Below are 20,877 nucleotides of genomic sequence, written 5' to 3'. Positions count from 1 at the left end.
CTTCCCTAGGCGCGCGTTGCCGCGGCGTCCAGGTCCAGCGCGGCCTGCTCGGCGATGACCGGACTGATCCCCACCTCGGCGAACATCGCCTCGAAGGCACCGGTCTCGCCCTTCATCTGCGCCTTGCGGTGATCCAGCCCGCGGGCACGGCTGACCGACCCCAGGTAGAAGCGCTCGTACAGTTCGATGCGGCTGCCCAGGGCGGATCCGGCGAAGTCCCAAGCGGTGCGGAAGATCTTGGCGCGTTCCTCTGGCGCGATGCCGTTGGCTCCCGGCAGGTACTTCTTGAGCAGTGGGCCCAGGCGCGGGTCCTCGAAGGAGGCCGCGGTCGGGGTGGCCAGCAGGTTGTGGCTGCCCATGGACTTGATGATGTCGTTCACGCGGGCCATCCAGATGGGCATCATGGTGCGCAGCGCGGAGATGTCGTCGTGGCAGAAGAACGCCCCGCCGCCCCATTCCGACGCGTTGACCTCGGCCGAGTGGATCACGGCGCGGGCGATGCGCAGGTAGGAATAGATCTCGCCGAGCATCGATGCGGTGTCCGGCTTGTTGTCGGTGGCGGTGACCTTGGCCATCTGCACGCACAGGTCGTAGGCGAACTCCAACTTCACCGAGGCGCGGATGGCGGTCTGCTGCTGGGTGTTGCCGGTGGCGGTGCCGGCGTTCAGGGAATTGTAGACATCGAGCTGGCCGTCGATGAACACGCGATCCCAAGGGACCAGCACGTCGTCGAAGATGATGACCGCATCCTGCTCGTCGAAGCGCGAGGAGAACGGCTTGTCCACTACCGGCTGGTCCACGCCGTAGTGGTCGCGGCAGACCGAGACCACGCCGCTGGTGGCGACCGGGATCGCGAAGGACAGCGCGTATTCCTCGTAGCCCTTCTGGATGGGCACCGCCGGGTAGACATAGAGCTCGTCGGCGATCGGGCCCAGGGTGGCGAGCATCTTCGCGCCGCGCACGATCAGGCCTTCAGCGGTGCGGTCCACCACGCGCAAGGTCAGCTCTTCATTGATGCCCTGCAGTTCGCCGACCGACTTGTCGATGGCCGCGTGCACGATGGTGTGGGTCAGCGCCAGGTCGTTTTCCTGCACATGGCGCCAGTAGTTCTCCAGGCGCTCGTAGTAGACCGGGTCGCCGGATTTGGCGAAGATGTCCGGGCGCGAGGCGTGGCCGGCGAGCACCACGTTGACGTAGTCGGGGGTGCGGCCGAGCATGCCATTGGAGTAGCGGGCCAGGCGGTCGAACGCGCGGTGGCGGCGGGCGATGTCTTCTGCGTTCTTGGGACGCAGCAGGGAGACGTTGTGCTGTTCGCCGGTCTGCTCGTCGTTCATCAGGCAGTCATCGGCGTACTTGTGCTGGTAGTCGAAGTAGGCGGCCATGCCGTTGATCGAGCCGGCAAATGCCGGGTGCTCGGTGACGTCAATGCGCTGATCGCCCAGCCAGACCTCGCGGGAATCCTTGAGCCCTGCCAGGTACTGCTCTCCAGTGCGTGCACTCATCTTCGCTGCTCCTTATCGGGCGTCCCGCTGAGCGGGTTGAAAAATATATTCTGTGCATCAGTTTATATAACTCATGTGACCCAGATCAAGCTCTGAGTCGAAGAATTTTTTCAAACCCGCAGGATCACGCGGTTTTCAAGGGCTGAAGAAAATATTATCTGTCTTAAAATGCGTAAAAAGTGGACAAGGTTAGTGAAATGGGCCACTATGGCTTAAGTCACATCAGCGATCAGGAAGGGTTCTCGTCGTGTCCGACTCGCAACAGAACCAGCCAGTGCCGGCAATGGAGCCAAGCGACTCCCTCAACACCAGGGATTTGCGCCGCATTCTCGGATCCAGCTTCTTGGGCAGCGTCATCGAGTATTACGACTTCATCTTGTACGCCACTGCGGCGTCGCTGATTTTCGACAAGGTCTTCTTCGGCAACCTGAGCCCGGGCTTGGCACTCTTCGCCTCCTTCGGCACCTTGGCCGTCGGGTACATTGCCCGCCCGCTGGGCGGCATCGTCTTCGGCCACTTCGGCGACCGCCTTGGCCGCAAGAAGATGCTGGTGCTTTCCATGATGATGATGGGCGTAGCCACCGTTGCCATTGGCCTATTGCCGACTACCGCAACCATTGGCGCAGCTGCCCCGGTCATCCTGGTCTTGCTCCGCGTGGTCCAGGGAGTCGCAGTTGGCGGCGAATGGGGCGGCGCCACCCTGATGGCCCTGGAACATGCACCCGCTTCCAAGCGCGGTTTCGCAGCATCCTTCGCTAACGCCGGCGCACCGGCCGGTGGCTTGCTGGCCACCTTCCTGGTTTCCTTCATCTCCTTCTCCACCGGTGATGCGTTCCTGGAATGGGGCTGGCGCATTCCGTTCATCTTCTCGGCAGTCCTGATCATCATCGGCATGGTGATCCGCCTGAAGGTCGCAGAAACTCCGGTCTTCCAGGAGCTGGATGCCAAGGCCGCCGAGCGCAAGCAGGAGCGCAAGACTCCTATCTCGCTGGTGCTGAAGAACCATTCGCGCACCGTCATCATCACCCTGATCGCTTCCCTTGGCTTCTACACCTGCCAGGGCGTGCTGACTTCGTGGGGCGTTTCCGAAGCCGCGGCCCAGGGCGTGGACCGCTCCTTTGTGCTGAACACCAAGGGCTACGCGGCCATGGTCACCATCGTGGTCTGCCTGCTGGCCGCCAAGCTCTCGGACAAGTACGGCCGGAAGATGATCCTGACCATCGGCGGCACCGCCGGCATCCTCTGGGCCTTCCCGGCAGTCTTCCTGATGAGCAACGGCACCGGCTGGGGCTTCGCAGTTGCAGTCATCGTCGGCAACGGCGTCATCCAGGGCATCCTGGCCGGACCGATCGGCGCCTACATCTCCGAGCTGTTCCCAGCTGATGTCCGCTACACCGGCGCTTCGCTGGCCTACCAGGGCTCCTCGACCCTTGGGGCCGGCTTCACCCCGATGATCTGCACCGCGCTGGCCGTCAGCTTCGGCATCACCGCCGTAGGCATCTTCTGGGTGGCAATCCTGATCGTCGGGCTGGTCGCCATCCGCATCAGCCCGGAAGGCGCCGCCCTGCCTCCCAAGGCAGCCGCATCAGCGCCGTCCAACGCAAAGCTGAACGCCTGAACCCCGGCACTGGTCCGCGTATCAGTTGATACGCGGACCAGCTTTTAACACCTAACATCAATTTTTCTGAACCCTATGGCGCAAAAGTTCTCCATTTACGACTTTAGAGACTCTTGAAACCATGGACTCAGTGCTTCCCGTCACATCCGCAGGAAAGGATGAGTTTCAATGACTCCCAAGAACCCCCAGCACATGGTGCTCACGACCTTCATGCTCCCCGCTGGCTACCACAAGGACTCGTGGCGCATGGACGGCTCGCGCTCCGAGGAGCTGGCCAACCTGGAATTCGTCTACGACCTGACCAAGATGGCTGAAGACGCCAAGCTGGACGCCATCTTCTTCGGCGACATCGTCCATGCCAACACCGTGATGCGCGGCGATATCAAGATGAACGGCTTCTACGAGCCGATCTCGGTACTTTCCGCACTGGCAGCACGCACCAAGAACATTGGCCTGATCGGAACCGTTTCCACTTCCTTCTCGGAGCCTTACAACCTGGCCCGCCAGATGGCCGGACTGGACCACATGTCAGGTGGCCGCGCCGGGTGGAACATCGTGACCAGCTCCGATGGTTTCCAGAACTTCGGCATGGACTGCGCGCCGGATCCGGCCACCCGCTACCGCCGCGCCACCGAGTTCGTCGAGGTAGCCAACCAGTTGTGGGATTCGTGGGAAGACGACGCCGTCACCAACGACAAGGAGTCGGCATGGTACGTGGACACCGACAAGATCCACCCGATCAACCACGAAGGCGAATTCTTCAAGGTGCAGGGCCCGATCAACATGCCGCGCAGCCCGCAAGGCCGCCCGGTGCTGGTGCAGGCAGGCTCCTCGGGACCAGGCATGGAACTGGGCTCCTCGGTGGCCGATGGCATCTACACCGCGCAGCCGCTGAAGGAACCATCGGTGGAGTTTTACGCCAAGTTCAAGGCGATGGCGGCTGCCAAGGGCCGCAACCCCAACGACATCAAGATCATCCCGGGCATCCTGCCGATCCTCGGCGACACCCAGGCCGAAGCAGATGAGCTGGCCGAGGAACTGGCCAACCACATCCACTTGGAAAACGGCCGCGTGCAGGTGGGTGCCGATCTGAAGATGGATCTGTCCTCGCTGGACTTCAACGAGAAGATTCCCGCCGAGTGGTTCTCCGATGACCCCGCCCTGGGTTCGCGCTACCAGATCTACCGCCGCAAGTCGGTGGACCAGGGCATGACCCTGCGCGAGCTGATCGTTGACTTGGCCCGCTCCACCGGACACCAGTGGATGGCCGGCACCGCCTCGGCAGTGGCAGACCGCATGATCGACTGGTTCGATTCCAAGGCCTGCGACGGCTTCAACCTGAACGCCCCGTTCAACCCAGGCGGCTTCAAGCTCATCTGCGACAAGCTGATCCCTGAATTGCAGAATCGCGGCTACTTCCGCACCGAATACGAGGGCACCACCCTGCGGGATAACTTCGGATTGTCCTACCCGTCCTCGATCCGCACGCGCGTCTAGCCGCTAGCTGCGCCGGCCCGCATTCTCGAAGAGTTCCGCGGCGACTTCCACCCAGGCTTGGGCACGGGAGTTCAGCCGCGAACTGCGGGGCCAAGCCACCGAAACCGGAACCACTGCGATATTTTCGTCATCGAGTTTCAGCGGCTTGAGCACCACGTTCAGCTCTTCGTAGGGTGCTTCCAGGGCCGGCTGCTGGAACAGCACAGCCACCCCGCGGCCGGTACTGACCAGCGAGCGCACGGTCGCATAGGAACGCGAGCGGTGCCGGATCATCGGTTCCAGCCCGCTGCCCTGGTACAGGCCGAGGATGCGCTGGGTGATCGGCTCGGATTCGAAGAGGACCAACGGCTCCTTCGCGATTTCACGCAATGACACCGAGGGGCTGGCGGCCAGCGGATGCCCGGAAGGCAGCAGTATCTGGGCCTCGGCCATCGCCACGGTGGCCGAACGCAAGGCTGGTGAGATCTCCGATCCGTAGAGGAAGGCGACATCGATGGAACCATCGAGCAGCGCATGCTGCATTTCCTGGTGGAACCCCTCCAGGAAATCGACCTCCACCTTCGGGCATTGCTGGGCAAAGGCACTGAGCATAGGCGGAATGATGATCGGGCCCAGGGGCATGAAGCAGCCAACGGTTAACGGGCCGGCAAGCTCTTCGCGGGTTCCCTGGCCCATGGTTTCCAGATCATGGGCCCGCTCCAGCAGTTCCCGGGCCTGGAGCAGCACGGTCTTGCCGGTCGCGGTCAACGTCAGCCCCTTGGCCCGGCGCTTGATCGCCAGCTCGGCACCGACGATGCGTTCGAGTTCCGCGATGGACATGGAAATTGCCGAAGGCGCCAGTTGCAGCCGGCGGGCAGCTTCGGCCATGGTTCCAGCCTCGGCCGCGACAACGAAGTGCCAAAGCTGGCGCAAGGTCAGTTGCGGGTGGGACACAAGATTCATGTCATCAAGCATATTGATGACGGCACGAAACAAAGCAAGTTTTTTAGATTAAGACAGTGGGGCCGCGGCGTTCGCCGATGGCCAGTGGAAGGGTGAATCATGGATCGTCGTGAAGAATTTCTTGAGGCAGCCAAGGAAATCGTTGGCGCAGAAAACGTTGTTTCCTTGGGAGATTCCGAGGGCTACTTGGATCCCTACCCGCTGAACCCGGGCCGTACCCCTTGGCCCGGCATCCGCCCGGCCAGCACCGAGGAAGTGCAGGCCATCGTCAAGCTGGCCACCGAGCACGAGGTACCGTTGTGGACCTTCTCCTGCGGCAAGAACCTGGGCTATGGCGGCCCCGAACCACGCGATACCGGGATGGTGGCGCTGGATTTGAGCCGCATGAACCGCATCATCGCGGTCGATGACCGGCTGTGCTACGCCGTGGTGGAGCCCGGCGTCACCTTCTTCGATCTCTTCGAATACATCAAGGAACGCGGCCTGAAGGTCTGGATGTCGGTTCCGGCCTTGGGCTGGGGCTCGGTCATGGGCAATATGCTCGACCGCGGCTACGGCATGACCCCGCTGGGCGACCACGTGAAGTCCTTGTGCGGCATGGAAGTGGTCATGCCCGACGGCGATCTGGTCCGCACCGGCATGGGCGCGATGGACGGCACCGAGCTGGGCCCGATCTTCCAGGGCGGCTTCGGCCCGACCTTGGACGGACTGTTCACCCAGTCCAACTACGGCGTGGTTACCCAGGTCGGACTGTGGCTGATGCCGGCACCGCACACCTACGTCAATGGCGATATTTTCGTCGACGACGAGGCGCACCTGCCGCAACTGATCGACATCCTCACCACCTTGCGCCGCGAGGAAATCATCCAGAACAATGCCCTCTGCGGCAATGTGGTGCGCGCGGCAACCATGCGCGGATCGCGCGCCGACTTCTGGGATGGCGAAGGTTCCATTCCCGACTGGCGCCTGGAAGAAATGCGCCAGGAATTCGGCATTGGCCAGTGGAACTGCAAGTTCGCCTTCTACGGCGACCGCGAACTGTGCGAACGCCGCCTGCAAATCGTCAAGGACAGGATCAGCGTGATCCCCGGTGCCCGCGTTGACGCCCGGTTCTACTCGGGAGAAGAAGGCTTGGCCTTGCAGCATGAGGACATCGCCGCCCAGGACCGCACCCAGATGGCCGGCGTCCCGACCTTGAAGCCGCTGTCCACCGTGGGCTGGGCCGCTGAAAACGGCGGACACATCGACGCGGCGCCGATCATCCCGGCCCGCGGCGAACTCGTGGCCGAGTTCTACCAGGAAGCCAAGAAGCTCTACGCGAAGCACGGCTTCGACCTGTACATCGGGTACCACCTGTACCCCCGGCATATGGTTCACGTGACCATGATCTTCTTCGAGCGCGGCAACCAGGAGATGCTCGCCCGTGCGCGCGCCCTGTACTCCGAGCTGCTCGATGCGGCCCGCGCCCGCGGCTACGCACCGTACCGCAGCCACGTGGACTACATGGACCGCATTGCCGACGGCTTCGACTTCAACGACAACGCAGCACGCCGCCTGCAGGAGAAGATCAAGGATGCACTGGATCCGGCGGGGATCCTGGCCCCTGGCAAACAGGGCGTCTGGCCTGCGCGCTTCCGCGATCAGCGCTCCAGCGTCTAGCCCCAAGCCCGTGCCTTGAGCCACGCATGATCCCCTCACCGCAATAGGCAGTGGGGGGATTTTCATATGGCTCTTCCCCGGAATTAGCATCGGCAGAGAATTGGGCATACGCCCCCGCCAGCTCGGAAGATGCTAGGAAAGTACAGCACATTCCATTTTTTACATGCGTTGATTTAATGAACCATTGATATAAAGTGGAGAAGATCGGGCACAACGCGCAATCGTGATCACACTGGTATTGAGCATATGCAAACCGACGAATCCCGCATGAGCGCCAGAGGAGCAGTTAAGTGAAAGACTTCTTCCAGTCCCTGTCCAAGCGTGCATTTGCGATCCTCATCGCTATCGTGGTTCTGATTCTGATCGCAGTGCCAACCGCTCTGATGTCAGGACTTCTGAGCAGTATCTTTGATTCACCGGCAGAAGGCATCCGAGTATTTTTCATCATGGTCGGCGCTGGCGCAGTTCTCCTTGTATGCGAGCTATTCATCGAAGATGCACGCGAACGCCGCCAACTGAAAAAGCGGGCTCTGGCATCGGGCAAAAAGAAATAATCTCCTGCTGGCACTAGTTTCGTTCCCGCCAGCATCCGCATCCACGCCGCTGCTAGAGACCGCGCGCAAAGCCACCGTCAACGCGAACGTTCTGTCCGGTCATGTAGCTTGACTCGTCGCTGGCCAAGAAGCGCACGGCCTTGGCAATCTCGGTGGTGCTGGCAGCACGGCGCAATGGAATCTTCTGGACCCATGCTTCAGGAACCGTGCTCGGGTCTTCCTTGGTGAAGCCGGGAAGCACGTTATTCATGCGTATGCCCTTGGGCCCGTATTCATCGGTGTACACCGGCGAGGGCCAGGCACTCCAGGCTATCAATTCCTTGCGCAATCAGTTCCTTGAACGAAAGCATTCACGCTACTGAACTCCCATTCTGGCTTCTTAAGCTGGGTCGCTGCGAAAAGCGGCGACCCAGCTCTTGCCTTGATAGCGCCGCAAAACAGGCTTGCCGGCCATCCGCGTTGCCAAAACACTGCCGGGATAGAGCCCGGATGCGTGCAGCATCATGATGGAAACTGCGCTTGCGCCGGCTCCGGAACCAGTCGGAAATGTTCCCGCTGCAGCAATCCGGGTCAGGGTCTGGGCGTGGGAATACCCACGAAGGTTCTGGCTACTTGAGCAGCTTCACGTGCGGCAAGCAGGCTAGCCCGACCTCGCCACCGTTTTTCACCGCACTGAGCGTGGTTTCGTAGTGCGCGCGCAATAGCTGGCCAGCCAGTTCCGCATTGCGGTCCAGGGCGGCGTTGAGGATATCGCGATGCTCCTTGTCCAGGTCCCGCTTGGCGTCACGGGTGGCCGGGCCGGCCCAGCGTCCATAGAGCTGGATCAGGTCAGACAGGGTGCGAGTCACCTCGGTCAGCAGCGGAACACCACAGGCCTCAACGAGCTTGTCATGGAAGTTCTGATGCGCGTGATTCCATGCCGGGGTGTGGTTATCCGGGTCTTCGTCCGAACGGCGCGGCGTGCGCTCCAGGGTGTGGTGCGCTGCCATCAGCTCGCTCTCCCACTCCAATGGCGCACGTTCGAAGCCCAGCGAAATTGCCAGCTGCTCGTTGACGCAGCGCATCTCCACGATGTCGCTCAAGTCGGCCAACGACAGTTCCGGGACAAAGAAGCCCTTGTTGGGGCGAAGGGTGACGAGCTTGTCCCCCACCAGCCGGGTCAACGCTTCGCGAATGACCGTACTGGAGGTTTCGTAATGCTCAGAAAGATGCGTGAGCTGCAGCCGGGCACCTGGTTCCCAGCGCCCATCCAGGATATCGGTGCGCAGGGTGTCGCGGATGTGCTTTGACATCGTCTCTGAATCGGTGCGTTTCGCCATGACACAAATCATACCAAAGTCGGCAAAGAATACATTTTTAGTTGACTTATGCATAACCAAGAGGTGACACTGGTTACATCACGCGCCTGCCAGACCCTGTCGCGCACGGCCCGAAAAGACTTGCTAGGAGTAACCAATGAGCGAATCACTGATCGAGACCGCCGCCACCAAACAGGTAGATGACCTGTACTGGCGCGCAAACTACTCTGCTATCACCGAAAGCGACGAGCAGCTGCGCAAGATCGTTGCAAGCACCGACCTGCCGCCACTGATGGTGGCCCTGGCCGCGGCAACCGGCGATTACTCGATCCTTCGTGATGAGCTGCGTCCACCGCAGCCGCCGGTTGACACCGTGGGCCAGCCGCACGGTGGCATGGACGCCGCAGCTCAGGAAGCGGCCCGCGAATTGGCCTTCCAAGCACTGCGCCGGATCCGCGATGAAAAAATCACCTCGGTGGAGACCCTGGACGACGAGCAGGCCACCACGATCCTGGACTGGATCACCAACCAGGCCACCACCGATTACCACCAGATGCTCAAGCACGACATGGCATTGGTTCCCGAAGTGAGCGGCGCACCGGCCTTCACCAAGGAACAGGTTGCTCCCACCCGCGACTTCACCGTGGCAGTCATCGGCTCGGGCGTGGCCGGCATGGCCGCCGCTTACCGGCTGAAGCAGGCCGGCCTGGACTACACCGTCTTCGAGAAGGGCCACGAAGTCGGCGGTACCTGGTGGAAGAACACCTACCCGGGCGTGCGCCTCGATACCCCCAACTACGCCTATTCATTTTCCTTCGCGCAGCGCGATGACTGGCCCCAGCAGTTCTCCGAAGGCCCCGAGATCCACAAATACACCCGCGACGTCGCGGAACGCGGCGGCATCACGCAGAACATCCAGATGGGCACCGAGGTGCTTTCGGCTACCTGGGATGAAGAAGACGGACGCTGGGTGCTGTCCATGATCGTGGACGGCGGCGAAGTCCAGGAACGCCGCTTCAATGCCGTCCTGACCGCCGTCGGCCAGCTGGACCGCCCGAAGTTCCCCGATACCCCGGGCCACGACACGTTCGCCGGCGTCCACGTGCATTCGGCCGAATGGAAGCCGGGCATCGATTTGAAGGGCAAGAAGGTTGCCGTCATCGGCACCGGCGCCAGCGCCTACCAGATCGTCCCAGCCATCGTGGATGAGGTCGAAGAGCTCAAGATCTTCCAGCGCTCCTCCCCTTGGATGCTGCCTACCCCGTTCTACTACGAGGACATGCCCGAATCGGTGACCTGGCTGGTCGAGCACCTGCCGCAGTACGGCCAGTGGCTGCGCTTCTGGCAGCACTGGCTGGGCGTCGAGGGCCGCCAGCACACCACCGCCGCGGATCCTAACTGGACCAAGGACGGTTCAGTGTCCGCGGTCAACGAGCGCGTGCGCCAACAGCTGACCGAGATGCTCAAGGAGCAGTACGCCGATCGCCCGGACTTGCTGGCCAAGGTCACCCCGGACTACATCGTGGGCGGCAAGCGCATGCTGCGCGATAACGGCGTGTGGGCCAAGAGCCTGAAAAAGCCGCAGACCACCCTGGTCACCTCGAGCATGAGCGAAATGACCGAGGCCGGGATCATCGATGGCGACGGCACCCTGCACGAGCTGGACGTCATCATCTACGCCACCGGCTTCCAGGCTTCCGAATTCCTCGAGCCGCTGCGCATCACCGGCCGCGAGGGCAAGGACATCCACGAATACTGGGGCGGCAACGCCACCGCCTACGCCGGGGCCACCGTGCCGGGCTTCCCGAACCTGTTCATCGTTTCCGGGCCGAATACCGGGCATGTGGTCAACGGCTCGCTGTTCTCGATGATCGAGTACGGCCTGACCTACATCCTGGATGCACTGAACATCGTGCTCGACAAGGAGATCAAGGCACTGGACCTGAAGCAGGAGGTGCTCGACGCGTTCGTGGCGGATCTCGATGCCGCCAACGCGCAGAAGGCCTGGGGCCACCCCGAGGTGCACACCTGGTACAAGAACAAGTTCGGCCGCGTCTCGCAGATCTGGCCTTACCCGATCGTCGAGTACTGGAACATCACCCGCGCGGTCGACCGGTCGCAGTACACGGAAATCCGCTAGGCATGGGGGTTTACAGCTACGCGCAGCGCAGCGCCGGGCGCTTCGAGAAGCTCTCAGCTGTGATCGAGCTTCATCAAGCGCAGCCGGCAATTTTCCCGCAGACCCCAGGTTCCCTGGATTGGTTGCTAGGTCCTGCACTGCAGGAACTGCCCCAGTCCGAGGATGCTTTCCAGGTTGCGGTGTTCGCACCCGCTGGTGCCGAAGGGCTTCCGGTGATGGTTTTCCTTCCCGGCGGCGGATTCGTTTCCGGCGCCGGCACCGTGCGCTGGTACGACGCGCAGAACTTTGCCGAGAAGCAGAACTGCGTTGTTGCCGTGGTCAACTACCGCATCGGATTGCTGGCCCACAACCAGCAGGTGGGCGGCGGGAATACGCCGCCCGAAGAACTGCTCTTGGCGCTCGAATGGGTACAGCGCAATATTGCTGAACTCGGTGGCAACCCGCAGGAAGTCACCCTGGCAGGCCAGTCCGCAGGTGCCTTCTGGGCCTTCGCATTGGCCCAGCTTGAGGCAGCCCGTGGACTGTTCAACAGGCTCTACGTTGGTTCGCTGTCCTTGCAGCCGCCGATGGGTGAAACCCAGGCGCAGGAACGCAATGCGGTGATGGCCCAAGCGCTTAATGGCACCGCCTTGGCCGAGGCAAGCACCGAGCAGCTATTGGCTGCCGGCACAGCACTGGCCCAGGCTTGGGCCGGGCGCGGCTTGGGCCTCTACCCGAGTGCCGATGAGTCCGTTCCGGCGGATCTTTTTGATACCGCGCGGGCAGTCGAACGCCTGCATGTGAAGCAGCTATTGCTGTCCTACACCGCCGATGAGGCAAGTGCCTTCATTGGCATGGCCCCCGAGCAGGCATTCACCCTCGATAGTGTGCGCGGGTTTATTGCAGGGAACTTCAATGAACCGCAAGAAGTCTTCGACGCACTGATTGCCGCAGAACCGCAAGCAACGGCCAAGTCACTCATGGTTAGGGCGATGAGCCTGCACCAGATTCAACTCTATGCCGTGGAATTGGCCGATGCGGCAGCCGCTGCCGGCATCCAGGTGCAGCTCCTGGGCTTCGAAGTTCGCTCCCCGTTGCCTCACGCTGGTTCGGCCCACTGCTTAGAGCTGCCGTTCCTCTTTGGCAACCGTGAGCGCTGGCAGGATGCCCCGATGCTCGATGGCGTGGCCGATGAGCTCTTCGAGCAAACGGCGAAGGTTCTGGGTGATGCCCTAGGGTCATTTATCCGCCTGGGAACCGCAGCTACCAGCGATAATAACGCTCTTGCGGTGCACCAGACGGGTGCTCAATCGCTGACAGCACTGGATGAAACAGGCCTGATCAAGCGAGAAATTCAGCGTCCGTTCAGCACCAGGCGACCGGTTTTGGCCTAGTCTTTGCGCGCCTATTCTTGCGGACCAGCAGGTCTGCTCGGGCAGGCGCGCGAGTCTTTTTCCGAAAACACTAGACAATCTAACTTAATGCAAATAATCTAATTATTTAGATCACAATATTTTTATCGGCTACAGAAGGGATCCACCATGGCTTGGGGATTAATCAGGGAAATGGGCCACGTGTCCATCCAGACCAATGACATCGAAGGATCCATCTTCGACGCCACGCAGCTGCTCGGCCTGCGCGTCACCGAACGCACCGGCAACGAGGCCTACCTCGCAGCGAACTCAGTGCACCACGAGCTGTCCTACGTCGAGTCCGAAGTCAACGGCATCCACTCCCTGGGCCTGATCGCGCAGAACGGCGACGCGCTGCGCGAGATCCGCAAGCGCGTAGCCAACGAGAACTTCAGAATCGTCTCCGAAACCCCGGTCTCCGCCGGCGTGCAGGACGGCTTCTCGTTCATCGGCCCCGAAGGCTGGATCTTCGAGGTCTACACCGGCATGCAGCACAACGACCGCGGCCTGCTTTCCTTCGGCCCGGACCGCTACGGCCACATCAACTTCCACCCGCGCGACGTGCGCGGCATGATGGAATTTTTGCGCCGGATCTTCGACTTCCGCCTCTCGGATGTCATCGGGGATGACTTCGCCTACTTCATGCGCTGCAACCCGGATCACCACGGCATCGCGCTGATCAAGGGCCAGGGCACCTTCCACCACCACGCCTGGCAGGTCCAGTCGATCGGCGACCTCGCCAAGCTCGGCGACCGTCTGGGCGCGGCCGGCCGCGAACTGATCTGGGGCCCGGTCCGCCACGGCGCCGGCCACAATATCGCCGCCTACTACGTGGAAACCTCCGGCGCGGTCGTGGAGCTCTACACCGATTTGGAGCAGATCTACGACGATGAGCGCGATCCCATTGTCTGGGGCGAAGACGAGAACTGGTGGAACATGTGGTCCAACCGCCGCACCGAGGACTTCCGCACCTTCGGCATTCCCACTGTCACCGAACTGAAAACCTTCATCTAGAACACCCGAAAGGCACCACCATGCAGTACGTATCCTTCAAGGCAGCTGACGGCACCGAAACCTGGGGCGTGTCCATCGACGGCACCGTCTACGACCTGGGCCCCACCGGCAAGAACCTGGCCGCCAACACCCGCGACGCGATCGAAAAGGGCATCTTCGGCACCCAGCTGGACCTGTCCGGCGCGCCAACCATTGCCGAGGCCGAGATCGACTTCCTGCCCTCGGTGACCAACCCGGGCAAGATCATCTGCATCGGCGTGAACTACCTGGCCCACCAGGAAGAGTCGGGCAAGACCGGGCAGACCGCACCGACCGTCTTCACCCGCTTCGCCGACTCGCAGATGGGCCACCTGGCTCCTGCGGTCAAGCCGACTTCCACCACCAAGTTCGACTACGAGGGCGAAATGGCCCTGGTCATCTCCAAGGAAGCCTTCCACGTGGAGAAGGAAGACGCCTGGGACCACATCGCCGGCTACGCCTGCTACAACGACTTCTCGGTGCGCGACTGGCAGAAGGCAGCCAGCCAGTGGATCCCGGGCAAGAACTTCCCGGGCACCGGCGGCTTCGGACCGTACCTGGTTCCTGCAGCCGATCTGGGCGACATCACCACCGCCGTACTGGAAACCCGCGTAAACGGCGAAGTGCGCCAGAACGCCCCGGTATCCAACCTGGTCTTCGACATCCCGACCCTGATCAACTACGTCACCGGCTTCACCCAGCTGAACCCGGGCGACGTGATCGTCACCGGCACCCCGGGCGGAGTGGGCCTGTTCTACGGCCCAGAGGGCCTGATCAACCACGGCGACGTCGTCGAGGTCGAGATCACCGGCCTGGGCATCCTGCGCAACACCGTGGCCGACGAGGCTACGCTGCTGGCCGGCGCACAGGCCACCGCCGGCGCCACCGCCTGACGCGCAGCCGCGCACTGTTAATACACGAAGCACAAAGGAAGTAGCGGGCAGTGGCACAGTCTCATGAAATCGACGTCCTGGTCATCGGCTCGGGTCCCACCGGCCTGACCGCCGCCAACCTGCTGGCAGATACCGGCCTGCAGGTTGCATTGATCGAGAAGAACCCGGGCAGTGGCGATGAGCCACGTGCCATCAGCGCCACCGATGAAACCCTGCGCGTCATGGCGCACCTGGGAATCATGGATGAGCTGGGACCGCAGATGCTCATGGACACCGGTGCCCGCTACTTCGGCCTGGGCGGCAAGGTCATTGCCGACGTTCGCCCCGGCACACCCCGCCTAGGTCAGCCCGGCAAGAGCCAGTTCGACCAGCCAATCATGGAAGGCCTGCTCTACGAGGCCGCCACACTGCGCCAGAACCTGGGCCTGCACTACGCCACCGCGGCCACCAGGATCGAACAGCATGCCGACCACGTGATCGTGCACGCCACCCGCACCGGCGAAGCCACCACCGGATTCAACGGCTCCAAGGCAGCAGACACCGGGCAGAACCCCTACGCAGTAGCAGAAGGCGAAGAAACCGCCCTCGAGTTCAAAGCCAAATGGGTACTTGCCTGCGACGGCGGTCGCTCCTTCACCCGCCGCGAACTGGGCATCGGCCTGCAGGGTTCCACCCAAACCGAACGCTGGATCGTGGTGGATCTGCTGGATGTGCCCGGCAACCCCGAACCTTTCGCGTCCTTCCACTGCAACGGGCAGCGCCCGGCCGTAGTGGTCCCCGGGGTCGGTGGCCGCCGCCGCTATGAATTCATGCTCTTCGATCACGAAGATGGCGACGCGATGATCACCCCCGAATCCATCACCGCCCTGGTCGCACCATTCCAGGACACCAACGTGGTCTCCGTACGCCGCGCCGCGGTCTACACCGCACACCAGCGCATCGCCGACACCTACCGCAAGGGACGCATCCTGTTGGCCGGCGACGCCGCGCACCTGATGCCGCCCTTCGCCGGGCAGGGGCTGAACGCCGGCATCCGCGACGCCGTGGGTGCTGCCTGGCGCTTGGCCGCGGTCATCAAGGGTGAAGCAAGCGAAGTGCTCATCAATGACTACGAAACCGAGCGTCGCCCGCATGCCGAGGAAATGGTCAAGCTTTCCAAGCGCATCGGCTGGGTAGTGATGAACACCAACCCCGTGATCACCCGCGTGCGCGATGCCGTGGTCACCAGCACCCGCATCATCCCACCGCTGAACCGCTGGCTAACCGGCATGCGCTTCCTCAAGCAGCCTCACTACACCACCGGCACCGTCGCCGCACCGGTTTCCGGGGTTCCGCACCTGGCCCAGAACTTTGCCGGTCGCATGCTTCCGCAGCCAAACCTTGAGGTCAATGGCGCCACTGTGATGCTCGACGAGCTGCTGTCGGCCGGCTGGAACACCATTGAGGTGGCTGCCGGATCCCAGCTGGTCTTCACCAATCAGGACGGCGATAGCGTGAGGGCCAAGGACATCAACCGGGTCTTCGATACCGCCACCGGTACCGTACTGCTGGTGCGTCCAGACTACTATGTAGCAGGCATTGCACCAGCACGCGAGGTCGACCAACTTCTGGAAGCGCTCAGCGCCAAGGCCACCGTGCTGCGCACCTTCGGTGCCGCCAAGCAAGGAACTCGTGGCTAGGCCAGCAGAAGCTGCCCTGTCCGGCATCCGCGAAGCCATCCTTGATGGCGCGTGGATGCCCGGCGAGCGCCTTGCTCCCCCGCATCTGGCCCAGCGTTTTTCCACCAGCACCACCGTTATCCGCGAATCCCTCACCCGGCTTTCCGGTGAGGGTTTGGTGGCGGCGATCCCCAACCGCGGATTTTTCGTACCGGAGCTGAACCTGCAGCAGTTGCAGGATCAGACTGAGCTGCGCTGTGTCACCGAGGAATTGGCGGTCAATCTGGCCATCACCCGCGGGGATCTGGAGTGGGAGTCCGCGCTGATTGCCACGCATTACAGGCTGTCCAAGGCACCGCGCCGGCAACAAGATAACCCGGAGCAGTTCACCCCTGAATGGGGTAAGGCGCACCGCGATTTCCATCAGCTGCTGCTGGCTCCATGCGCCTGCCCGCCGATCCTTGAGCTGTCGGCCAACCTGGCCAATTCCACGTTGCTCTACCGGCGTTGGGCGGCCGCTTCGCAGGGTGCCACGCACCGAAATGTTGAGGCCGAGCATGAGGCCATGCTGCAGGCGGCACTTGATCGGGATGCACCTGCCTTGGCTGCGCGCTTGCGAACCCACTATGAGGCTTCGGCCAAGATTATTCTGGATGCCGGCCTGCTCAAGCTGGATATTTTCTAGCGCCTAGCGCAGGAAGGTTCGGGCCACGCTGAAAGCTGTGCGCTCGGCTAGCTCCATGGTGTTTGCTGAAAGTTCTGCCAGCGTGGCCGGACCTGGCGCAATCGAGTACGCGGCCAGGATTCCCGAGGCCTCCAGCTGCTCATCGGACAGCTGCACCGAACCGGCCACCACGATCACCTCGGCCTGTTCACCGGCAGCCTGCAGCACCCCGGAAACTACCTTGCCGTCCAAGGATTGCGCATCCAGCCGGCCTTCACCGGTGATCACCAGGTCAGCGTCGGCCAGAATTTCATGGGCACCAAGTACCTTGGCCACCAAATCCCAGCCCGGCACCAGCTCCACCTCGAAGTAGGACCCTAGGCTCACCGCAATCCCGCCGGCAGCCCCCATGCCCGGCTGCTCACGCAGTGCCCGGCCGGTATTGGCTTCCAAAACATCGGCCAGTTGCGCCAACCCCTGATCCAGAATCTGGACATCATTTTCACTGGCGCCCTTTTGCGGACCGAAGATCGCAGCCGCACCCTTGGCGCCCAGTAGCGGGTTGGTGACATCGCAGGCGATTTGCCAGTTAACCTGCCCGGCCCGGGCATCCAGCTGCGAAACGTCGATCCGCGACAGCTGGTTCAGTGCCCCGCCCCCTGCGGGAAGCTGCTCCCCGTTGGCGTCCAAGAATTTTGCGCCCAGTGCGCTGAGCAAACCCGTTCCGCCATCGGTGGTTGCTGAACCGCCTAGGCACAGGATGATCCGGGCGACCCCTAGGTCCAGCGCGTGAGATACCAGTGTGCCCAACCCATAGGTAGTGGCATCCAGTGGTTGCCGTGGCACGTCGCTCACCTGCGGCAACCCGGCTGCTTCGGCCGCTTCCACCACCGCGATTTTCCCGTCGGCCGAAAGCCCCAGCCGGGAGGTGACCGGGCGCCCCAAGGCGTCGGTGGTCTCCAGTGCGATCGCCTCGGTCCCCCAGGTGTCGATCAACGCTTCAAGGGTTCCCTCGCCGCCGTCGGCGAAGGGCACCGCGGTAATCTCGACCGCCCGCGACCGGCTAGCCGCACCCTTGCTGAAGCCTCGTGCCAAGGCCGCGGCTACCCCGCTGGCGCGGGCACTTCCCTTGAAGGAGTCGGGCACAATGGCCACCTTGCAGGGCATCGAATGCTGGGTTGAAGTCATACCCATCAGCCTAGGCACTCTTGAGACCTGCACCTATGGTCTTTTGACTGTAGTTCGAGCGAAGTTCGGGGCCTGCTTATGTGCATTTGTCTGGCTCGCAGATGCTTTTCAAGTGCATCGCTAATAGCTAGCTCCGCCAAAGGAATGGCACAGAAAGCGGCATTAGAGTTTAAAACACCTCTTGAAGGTGCGAGTGATGATCGTAAGGATTCCCGTCGGATATTGCCCGGCGGGAATCTTTCTTTAACCAAGTTCGTGATTAGTCCCGCTGGGAGTCGCGGTACTCCTCGATGGAAGCGTTGAAGCGCTGCAGGTAGCCGGCGAACTGCTCAACATCCTCAGCCTCCCACTCATTCAGGATTCGATCCAGGGCATGGAGGGTTACTTCGCGGGCATGCTCCAGCTTCGCCAACCCCAGGTCGGTCAGCGTGATCTTACGCGCAATATGGCCATCGGGATCTGCGATGCGTTCTAGGTAGCCATCGTCGATTCCATGGGTTACCTGGCGTTGCAGGGTGGAGTTGTCCAGCCTCAGCCCGTGGCTTAGTTCCGCGATACTCAGCGGACCCTGGGCCTGAATGCGACTCATCAGCAGGTACACGCTGCGATCGACACCACCGAACTGGCGCTGCTGCGCGATGGTGTAGCGGCTGAGCATGAGCTGCTCGTATTCGATCTGTTCCAGATGGCGCTTCATTCCAAACTTCTCCAATGTGTAAAATACATACAGTATGTAGCTTACACATTTATCCCGGAAGGCTCTTGTGCCCAACCCCACCCCCACCGGACATCCGAAATCCGGACTCGCCGTCGGCATCCTCGCCACGGCAGGCATCGCCTCATCGCTCACCCAGACGATGGTTGCCCCACTGATCCCCCAGCTGCCTGGAATCTTCAGCACCTCACCGGATAACACCGCATGGATCATCACCGCGACCCTGCTGGCAGCTGCCGTAGTGATGCCGATTTCCGGTCGTCTCGGTGATATGTTCGGCAAACGCCGAATGATCCTGATCCTGGCCATCCCGCTGATCCTCGGTGGAATCATCTGTGCCCTGGCACCAAATGTCACCGTCATGATCATCGGCCGGGCCTTGCAAGGCTTTGGTTCAGGCATGATCCCTCTGGGTATCGCAATGTTGCGCGACCTCGTGGATAAGGCGCATCTGCCGGCAGCCATCGCCACGGTTTCAGCCACCCTTGGTGTGGGCGGTGCGATCGGCCTGCCGCTCTCCGCAGCGCTGATCGAGTTCTCTTCCTGGCGCGTGCTGTTCTTCTTCGGTTCGGCGATTACCGTTGTGGTGGCCGCACTGATCTTGAAGTTCATTCCGGCAATTCCAACCATCGGCGCGAAAACCCGCTTCGATTGGCTTGGTGCCATCGGCCTGGCCATCGGCTTGATCGCCCTGATGCTCGGCGTTTCCAAGGGCTCCACCTGGGGCTGGGCTTCCCCGCTGGTACTGAGCCTGCTGATCGGCGCGGTCATCGTCTTCCTGCTGTGGGGAGTATGGGAACTACGCACCAGTGCACCGCTGGTGGACCTGCGCACCGCCGCAATACCCCGGGTGCTGTTGACCAATATCGCCTCGATCTTCGTGGGCTTCGGCATGTATTCCAGCTCGCTGGTGATGCCGCAGATCCTGCAGATGCCTACCGAGGCAGGCTACGGACTGGGGCAGGGCGTACTGGCCGCCGGCCTCTGGATGGCTCCAGCCGGCCTGATGATGCTCTTCCTCTCCCCTGTGGGCGGTCGACTGACCAGCGCCAAGGGCCCAAAGTTCACCCTGGTGCTGGGTATTTTCATCATGTCCGCTGGCTACGCGGTAGGCCAGATTGGCATGGGCAGCCTCTGGGGCCTGCTGATCACCAGCCTGGTCATCAACTCTGGCGTGGCCCTGGCCTACGGCGCAATGCCAGCCATCATCATGGGCGCAGTGCCACGCAGCGAAACCGGTGCCGCCAACGGCTTCAACACCCTGATGCGTTCGCTGGGTACCACCTCGGGTGCGGCAGTGATTGGCCTGGTTTTGGCCCAGATGACCACCGACTTCCACGGCACGGTACTGCCCTCCGAAGCCGGGTTCCACATGACCCTGTGGCTCGGTGCGGGAATCTCCTTGCTGGCGGGGTTGATCGCCCTGTGCATCCCGGCACTGGCCAAGCCCGCCCCGGAGAAGATCTAGTTCACCTCCAGGGATCCATGGCCTACGCGCAGTGCATGCTTACCGCATCCACAGAATGCCAACTTAGAGTATTAAGTACCTCATGAAGGTGCGAGTGATGACGTAGAAACTGGCACTGTCGGTCTTGCGACAGTGCCAGTTTCTGTATCCAAAACCTTTTTGCTCGTGTCCAGCAGTCCGCCGGCCCTGCGGCCCGCCCTCATGGAGTTGAAGCAATTCCCCAAACCTGCAGTTGGCGCTCAGCGCCGGCATAGCTTTGCACCCTACAGTGGTAAATACCTCATGAAGGTGCGAGTGATGATCGAGTAACCCCGGCAAAGCAATTCGCCGGGGTTACGATTTTAACCGGCCGGCGGATAGTCGGGTAGTTGGGTGCCCACTTTAAGTGAGTTGCCCTACAGAGCTACTCGCCCTTTATTGAACAGATTGGATCAACGACCCGCCCTCTGGCCTCAATAGCGCCTTGCCCTTGTTCCACCTCGGAGGCACTACTTACCATGACGATACCCCACGTTCGGCAAACACTTGTTCCGGTCGATCGCAGCTCGCTCACCTGCAACTTTTGGCTCCGCTCACACACGCTTTCATGGATGGACATATCGAAAAGGGTATACATTTTGGCATTGAAAGTCGTTCGTGAATCTAACCCCGATTCGCC

17 protein-coding genes are annotated in these 20,877 nt (G+C 61.9%); 11 read left to right on the top strand and 6 right to left on the bottom strand.

All coding sequences use genetic code 11. The annotated features are described in order from the left end of the window. Positions 1-5 precede the first annotated feature (5 nt). Positions 6-1,502: a 4-hydroxyphenylacetate 3-hydroxylase family protein gene (locus tag ACIOTN_RS12725; RefSeq protein ID WP_133833894.1), complete on the bottom strand. Its 1,497-nt coding sequence runs from the start codon at positions 1,500-1,502 to the stop codon at positions 6-8. 247 nt (positions 1,503-1,749) lie between these two features. On the opposite strand from ACIOTN_RS12725, the gene ACIOTN_RS12720 reads away from it, so the two are divergent. Next, the gene (locus ACIOTN_RS12720) at positions 1,750-3,120 is read left to right on the top strand and encodes an MFS transporter (protein ID WP_402735452.1); all 1,371 of its coding nucleotides are present in this window, start codon (positions 1,750-1,752) and stop codon (positions 3,118-3,120) included. 168 nt (positions 3,121-3,288) lie between these two features. After that, complete coding sequence (locus ACIOTN_RS12715) at positions 3,289-4,617, top strand: NtaA/DmoA family FMN-dependent monooxygenase (protein WP_105662287.1); 1,329 nt, start codon at positions 3,289-3,291, stop codon at positions 4,615-4,617. Positions 4,618-4,620: 3 nt separating this feature from the next. Here the strand turns inward: ACIOTN_RS12715 and ACIOTN_RS12710 are convergent, their stop codons facing one another. Continuing rightward, complete coding sequence (locus ACIOTN_RS12710) at positions 4,621-5,559, bottom strand: LysR substrate-binding domain-containing protein (protein ID WP_402735451.1); 939 nt, start codon at positions 5,557-5,559, stop codon at positions 4,621-4,623. Positions 5,560-5,658: 99 nt separating this feature from the next. Between ACIOTN_RS12710 and ACIOTN_RS12705 the strand changes: the two genes are divergently transcribed. Next, the gene (locus ACIOTN_RS12705) at positions 5,659-7,218 is read left to right on the top strand and encodes an FAD-binding oxidoreductase (protein WP_105662285.1); all 1,560 of its coding nucleotides are present in this window, start codon (positions 5,659-5,661) and stop codon (positions 7,216-7,218) included. 290 nt (positions 7,219-7,508) lie between these two features. Further along, on the top strand, positions 7,509-7,772 hold the full coding sequence (locus ACIOTN_RS12700; protein ID WP_105662284.1) for a hypothetical protein: 264 nt from the start codon (positions 7,509-7,511) through the stop codon (positions 7,770-7,772). Between the two features lie 52 nt (positions 7,773-7,824). On the opposite strand, the gene ACIOTN_RS12695 is transcribed toward ACIOTN_RS12700, so the two are convergent. Beyond that, positions 7,825-8,100 (bottom strand): SDR family oxidoreductase, encoded by a 276-nt coding sequence (locus ACIOTN_RS12695; protein WP_402735450.1) that lies wholly within the window; start codon positions 8,098-8,100, stop codon positions 7,825-7,827. A 280-nt stretch (positions 8,101-8,380) separates the two neighbouring features. Beyond that, positions 8,381-9,091, bottom strand: coding sequence for a GntR family transcriptional regulator (locus ACIOTN_RS12690; protein WP_166650759.1), 711 nt, complete (start codon positions 9,089-9,091; stop codon positions 8,381-8,383). A gap of 136 nt (positions 9,092-9,227) precedes the next feature. Between ACIOTN_RS12690 and ACIOTN_RS12685 the strand changes: the two genes are divergently transcribed. From ACIOTN_RS12685 to ACIOTN_RS12660, 6 genes are all read left to right on the top strand, one after another. Beyond that, positions 9,228-11,210: a flavin-containing monooxygenase gene (locus tag ACIOTN_RS12685; RefSeq protein ID WP_402735449.1), complete on the top strand. Its 1,983-nt coding sequence runs from the start codon at positions 9,228-9,230 to the stop codon at positions 11,208-11,210. Between the two features lie 2 nt (positions 11,211-11,212). Then, positions 11,213-12,583 carry a carboxylesterase family protein gene (locus tag ACIOTN_RS12680; RefSeq protein ID WP_402735448.1) on the top strand — a complete coding sequence of 457 codons (1,371 nt, stop codon included), beginning with the start codon at positions 11,213-11,215 and terminating at the stop codon, positions 12,581-12,583. A gap of 147 nt (positions 12,584-12,730) precedes the next feature. Next, positions 12,731-13,615, top strand: coding sequence for a VOC family protein (locus ACIOTN_RS12675; RefSeq protein ID WP_402735447.1), 885 nt, complete (start codon positions 12,731-12,733; stop codon positions 13,613-13,615). Positions 13,616-13,635: 20 nt separating this feature from the next. Further along, complete coding sequence (locus tag ACIOTN_RS12670) at positions 13,636-14,526, top strand: fumarylacetoacetate hydrolase family protein (RefSeq protein WP_105656470.1); 891 nt, start codon at positions 13,636-13,638, stop codon at positions 14,524-14,526. Positions 14,527-14,576: 50 nt separating this feature from the next. Further along, positions 14,577-16,205: an FAD-dependent monooxygenase gene (locus tag ACIOTN_RS12665; RefSeq protein ID WP_388024829.1), complete on the top strand. Its 1,629-nt coding sequence runs from the start codon at positions 14,577-14,579 to the stop codon at positions 16,203-16,205. Beyond that, complete coding sequence (locus tag ACIOTN_RS12660; protein WP_105662279.1) at positions 16,198-16,869, top strand: GntR family transcriptional regulator; 672 nt, start codon at positions 16,198-16,200, stop codon at positions 16,867-16,869. Before ACIOTN_RS12665 ends, ACIOTN_RS12660 begins: the two co-directional genes overlap by 8 nt. 3 nt (positions 16,870-16,872) lie before the next feature. Here ACIOTN_RS12660 and ACIOTN_RS12655 read toward each other — a convergent pair whose 3' ends face one another. Together ACIOTN_RS12655 and ACIOTN_RS12650 are read right to left on the bottom strand one after the other, a co-directional pair. Next, positions 16,873-18,036, bottom strand: coding sequence for a glycerate kinase (locus tag ACIOTN_RS12655; protein WP_181148782.1), 1,164 nt, complete (start codon positions 18,034-18,036; stop codon positions 16,873-16,875). A 259-nt stretch (positions 18,037-18,295) separates the two neighbouring features. Continuing rightward, the gene (locus ACIOTN_RS12650) at positions 18,296-18,733 is read right to left on the bottom strand and encodes a MarR family winged helix-turn-helix transcriptional regulator (RefSeq protein ID WP_105656474.1); all 438 of its coding nucleotides are present in this window, start codon (positions 18,731-18,733) and stop codon (positions 18,296-18,298) included. A gap of 67 nt (positions 18,734-18,800) precedes the next feature. On the opposite strand from ACIOTN_RS12650, the gene ACIOTN_RS12645 reads away from it, so the two are divergent. Continuing rightward, complete coding sequence (locus ACIOTN_RS12645; protein ID WP_286134076.1) at positions 18,801-20,219, top strand: MFS transporter; 1,419 nt, start codon at positions 18,801-18,803, stop codon at positions 20,217-20,219. Positions 20,220-20,877 lie beyond the last annotated feature (658 nt).

This window comes from Glutamicibacter sp. NPDC087661, from assembly GCF_044743275.1.
Taxonomy (GTDB): Bacteria; Actinomycetota; Actinomycetes; order Actinomycetales; family Micrococcaceae; genus Glutamicibacter.
This window is presented reverse-complemented; position numbering and strand designations above follow the sequence as displayed.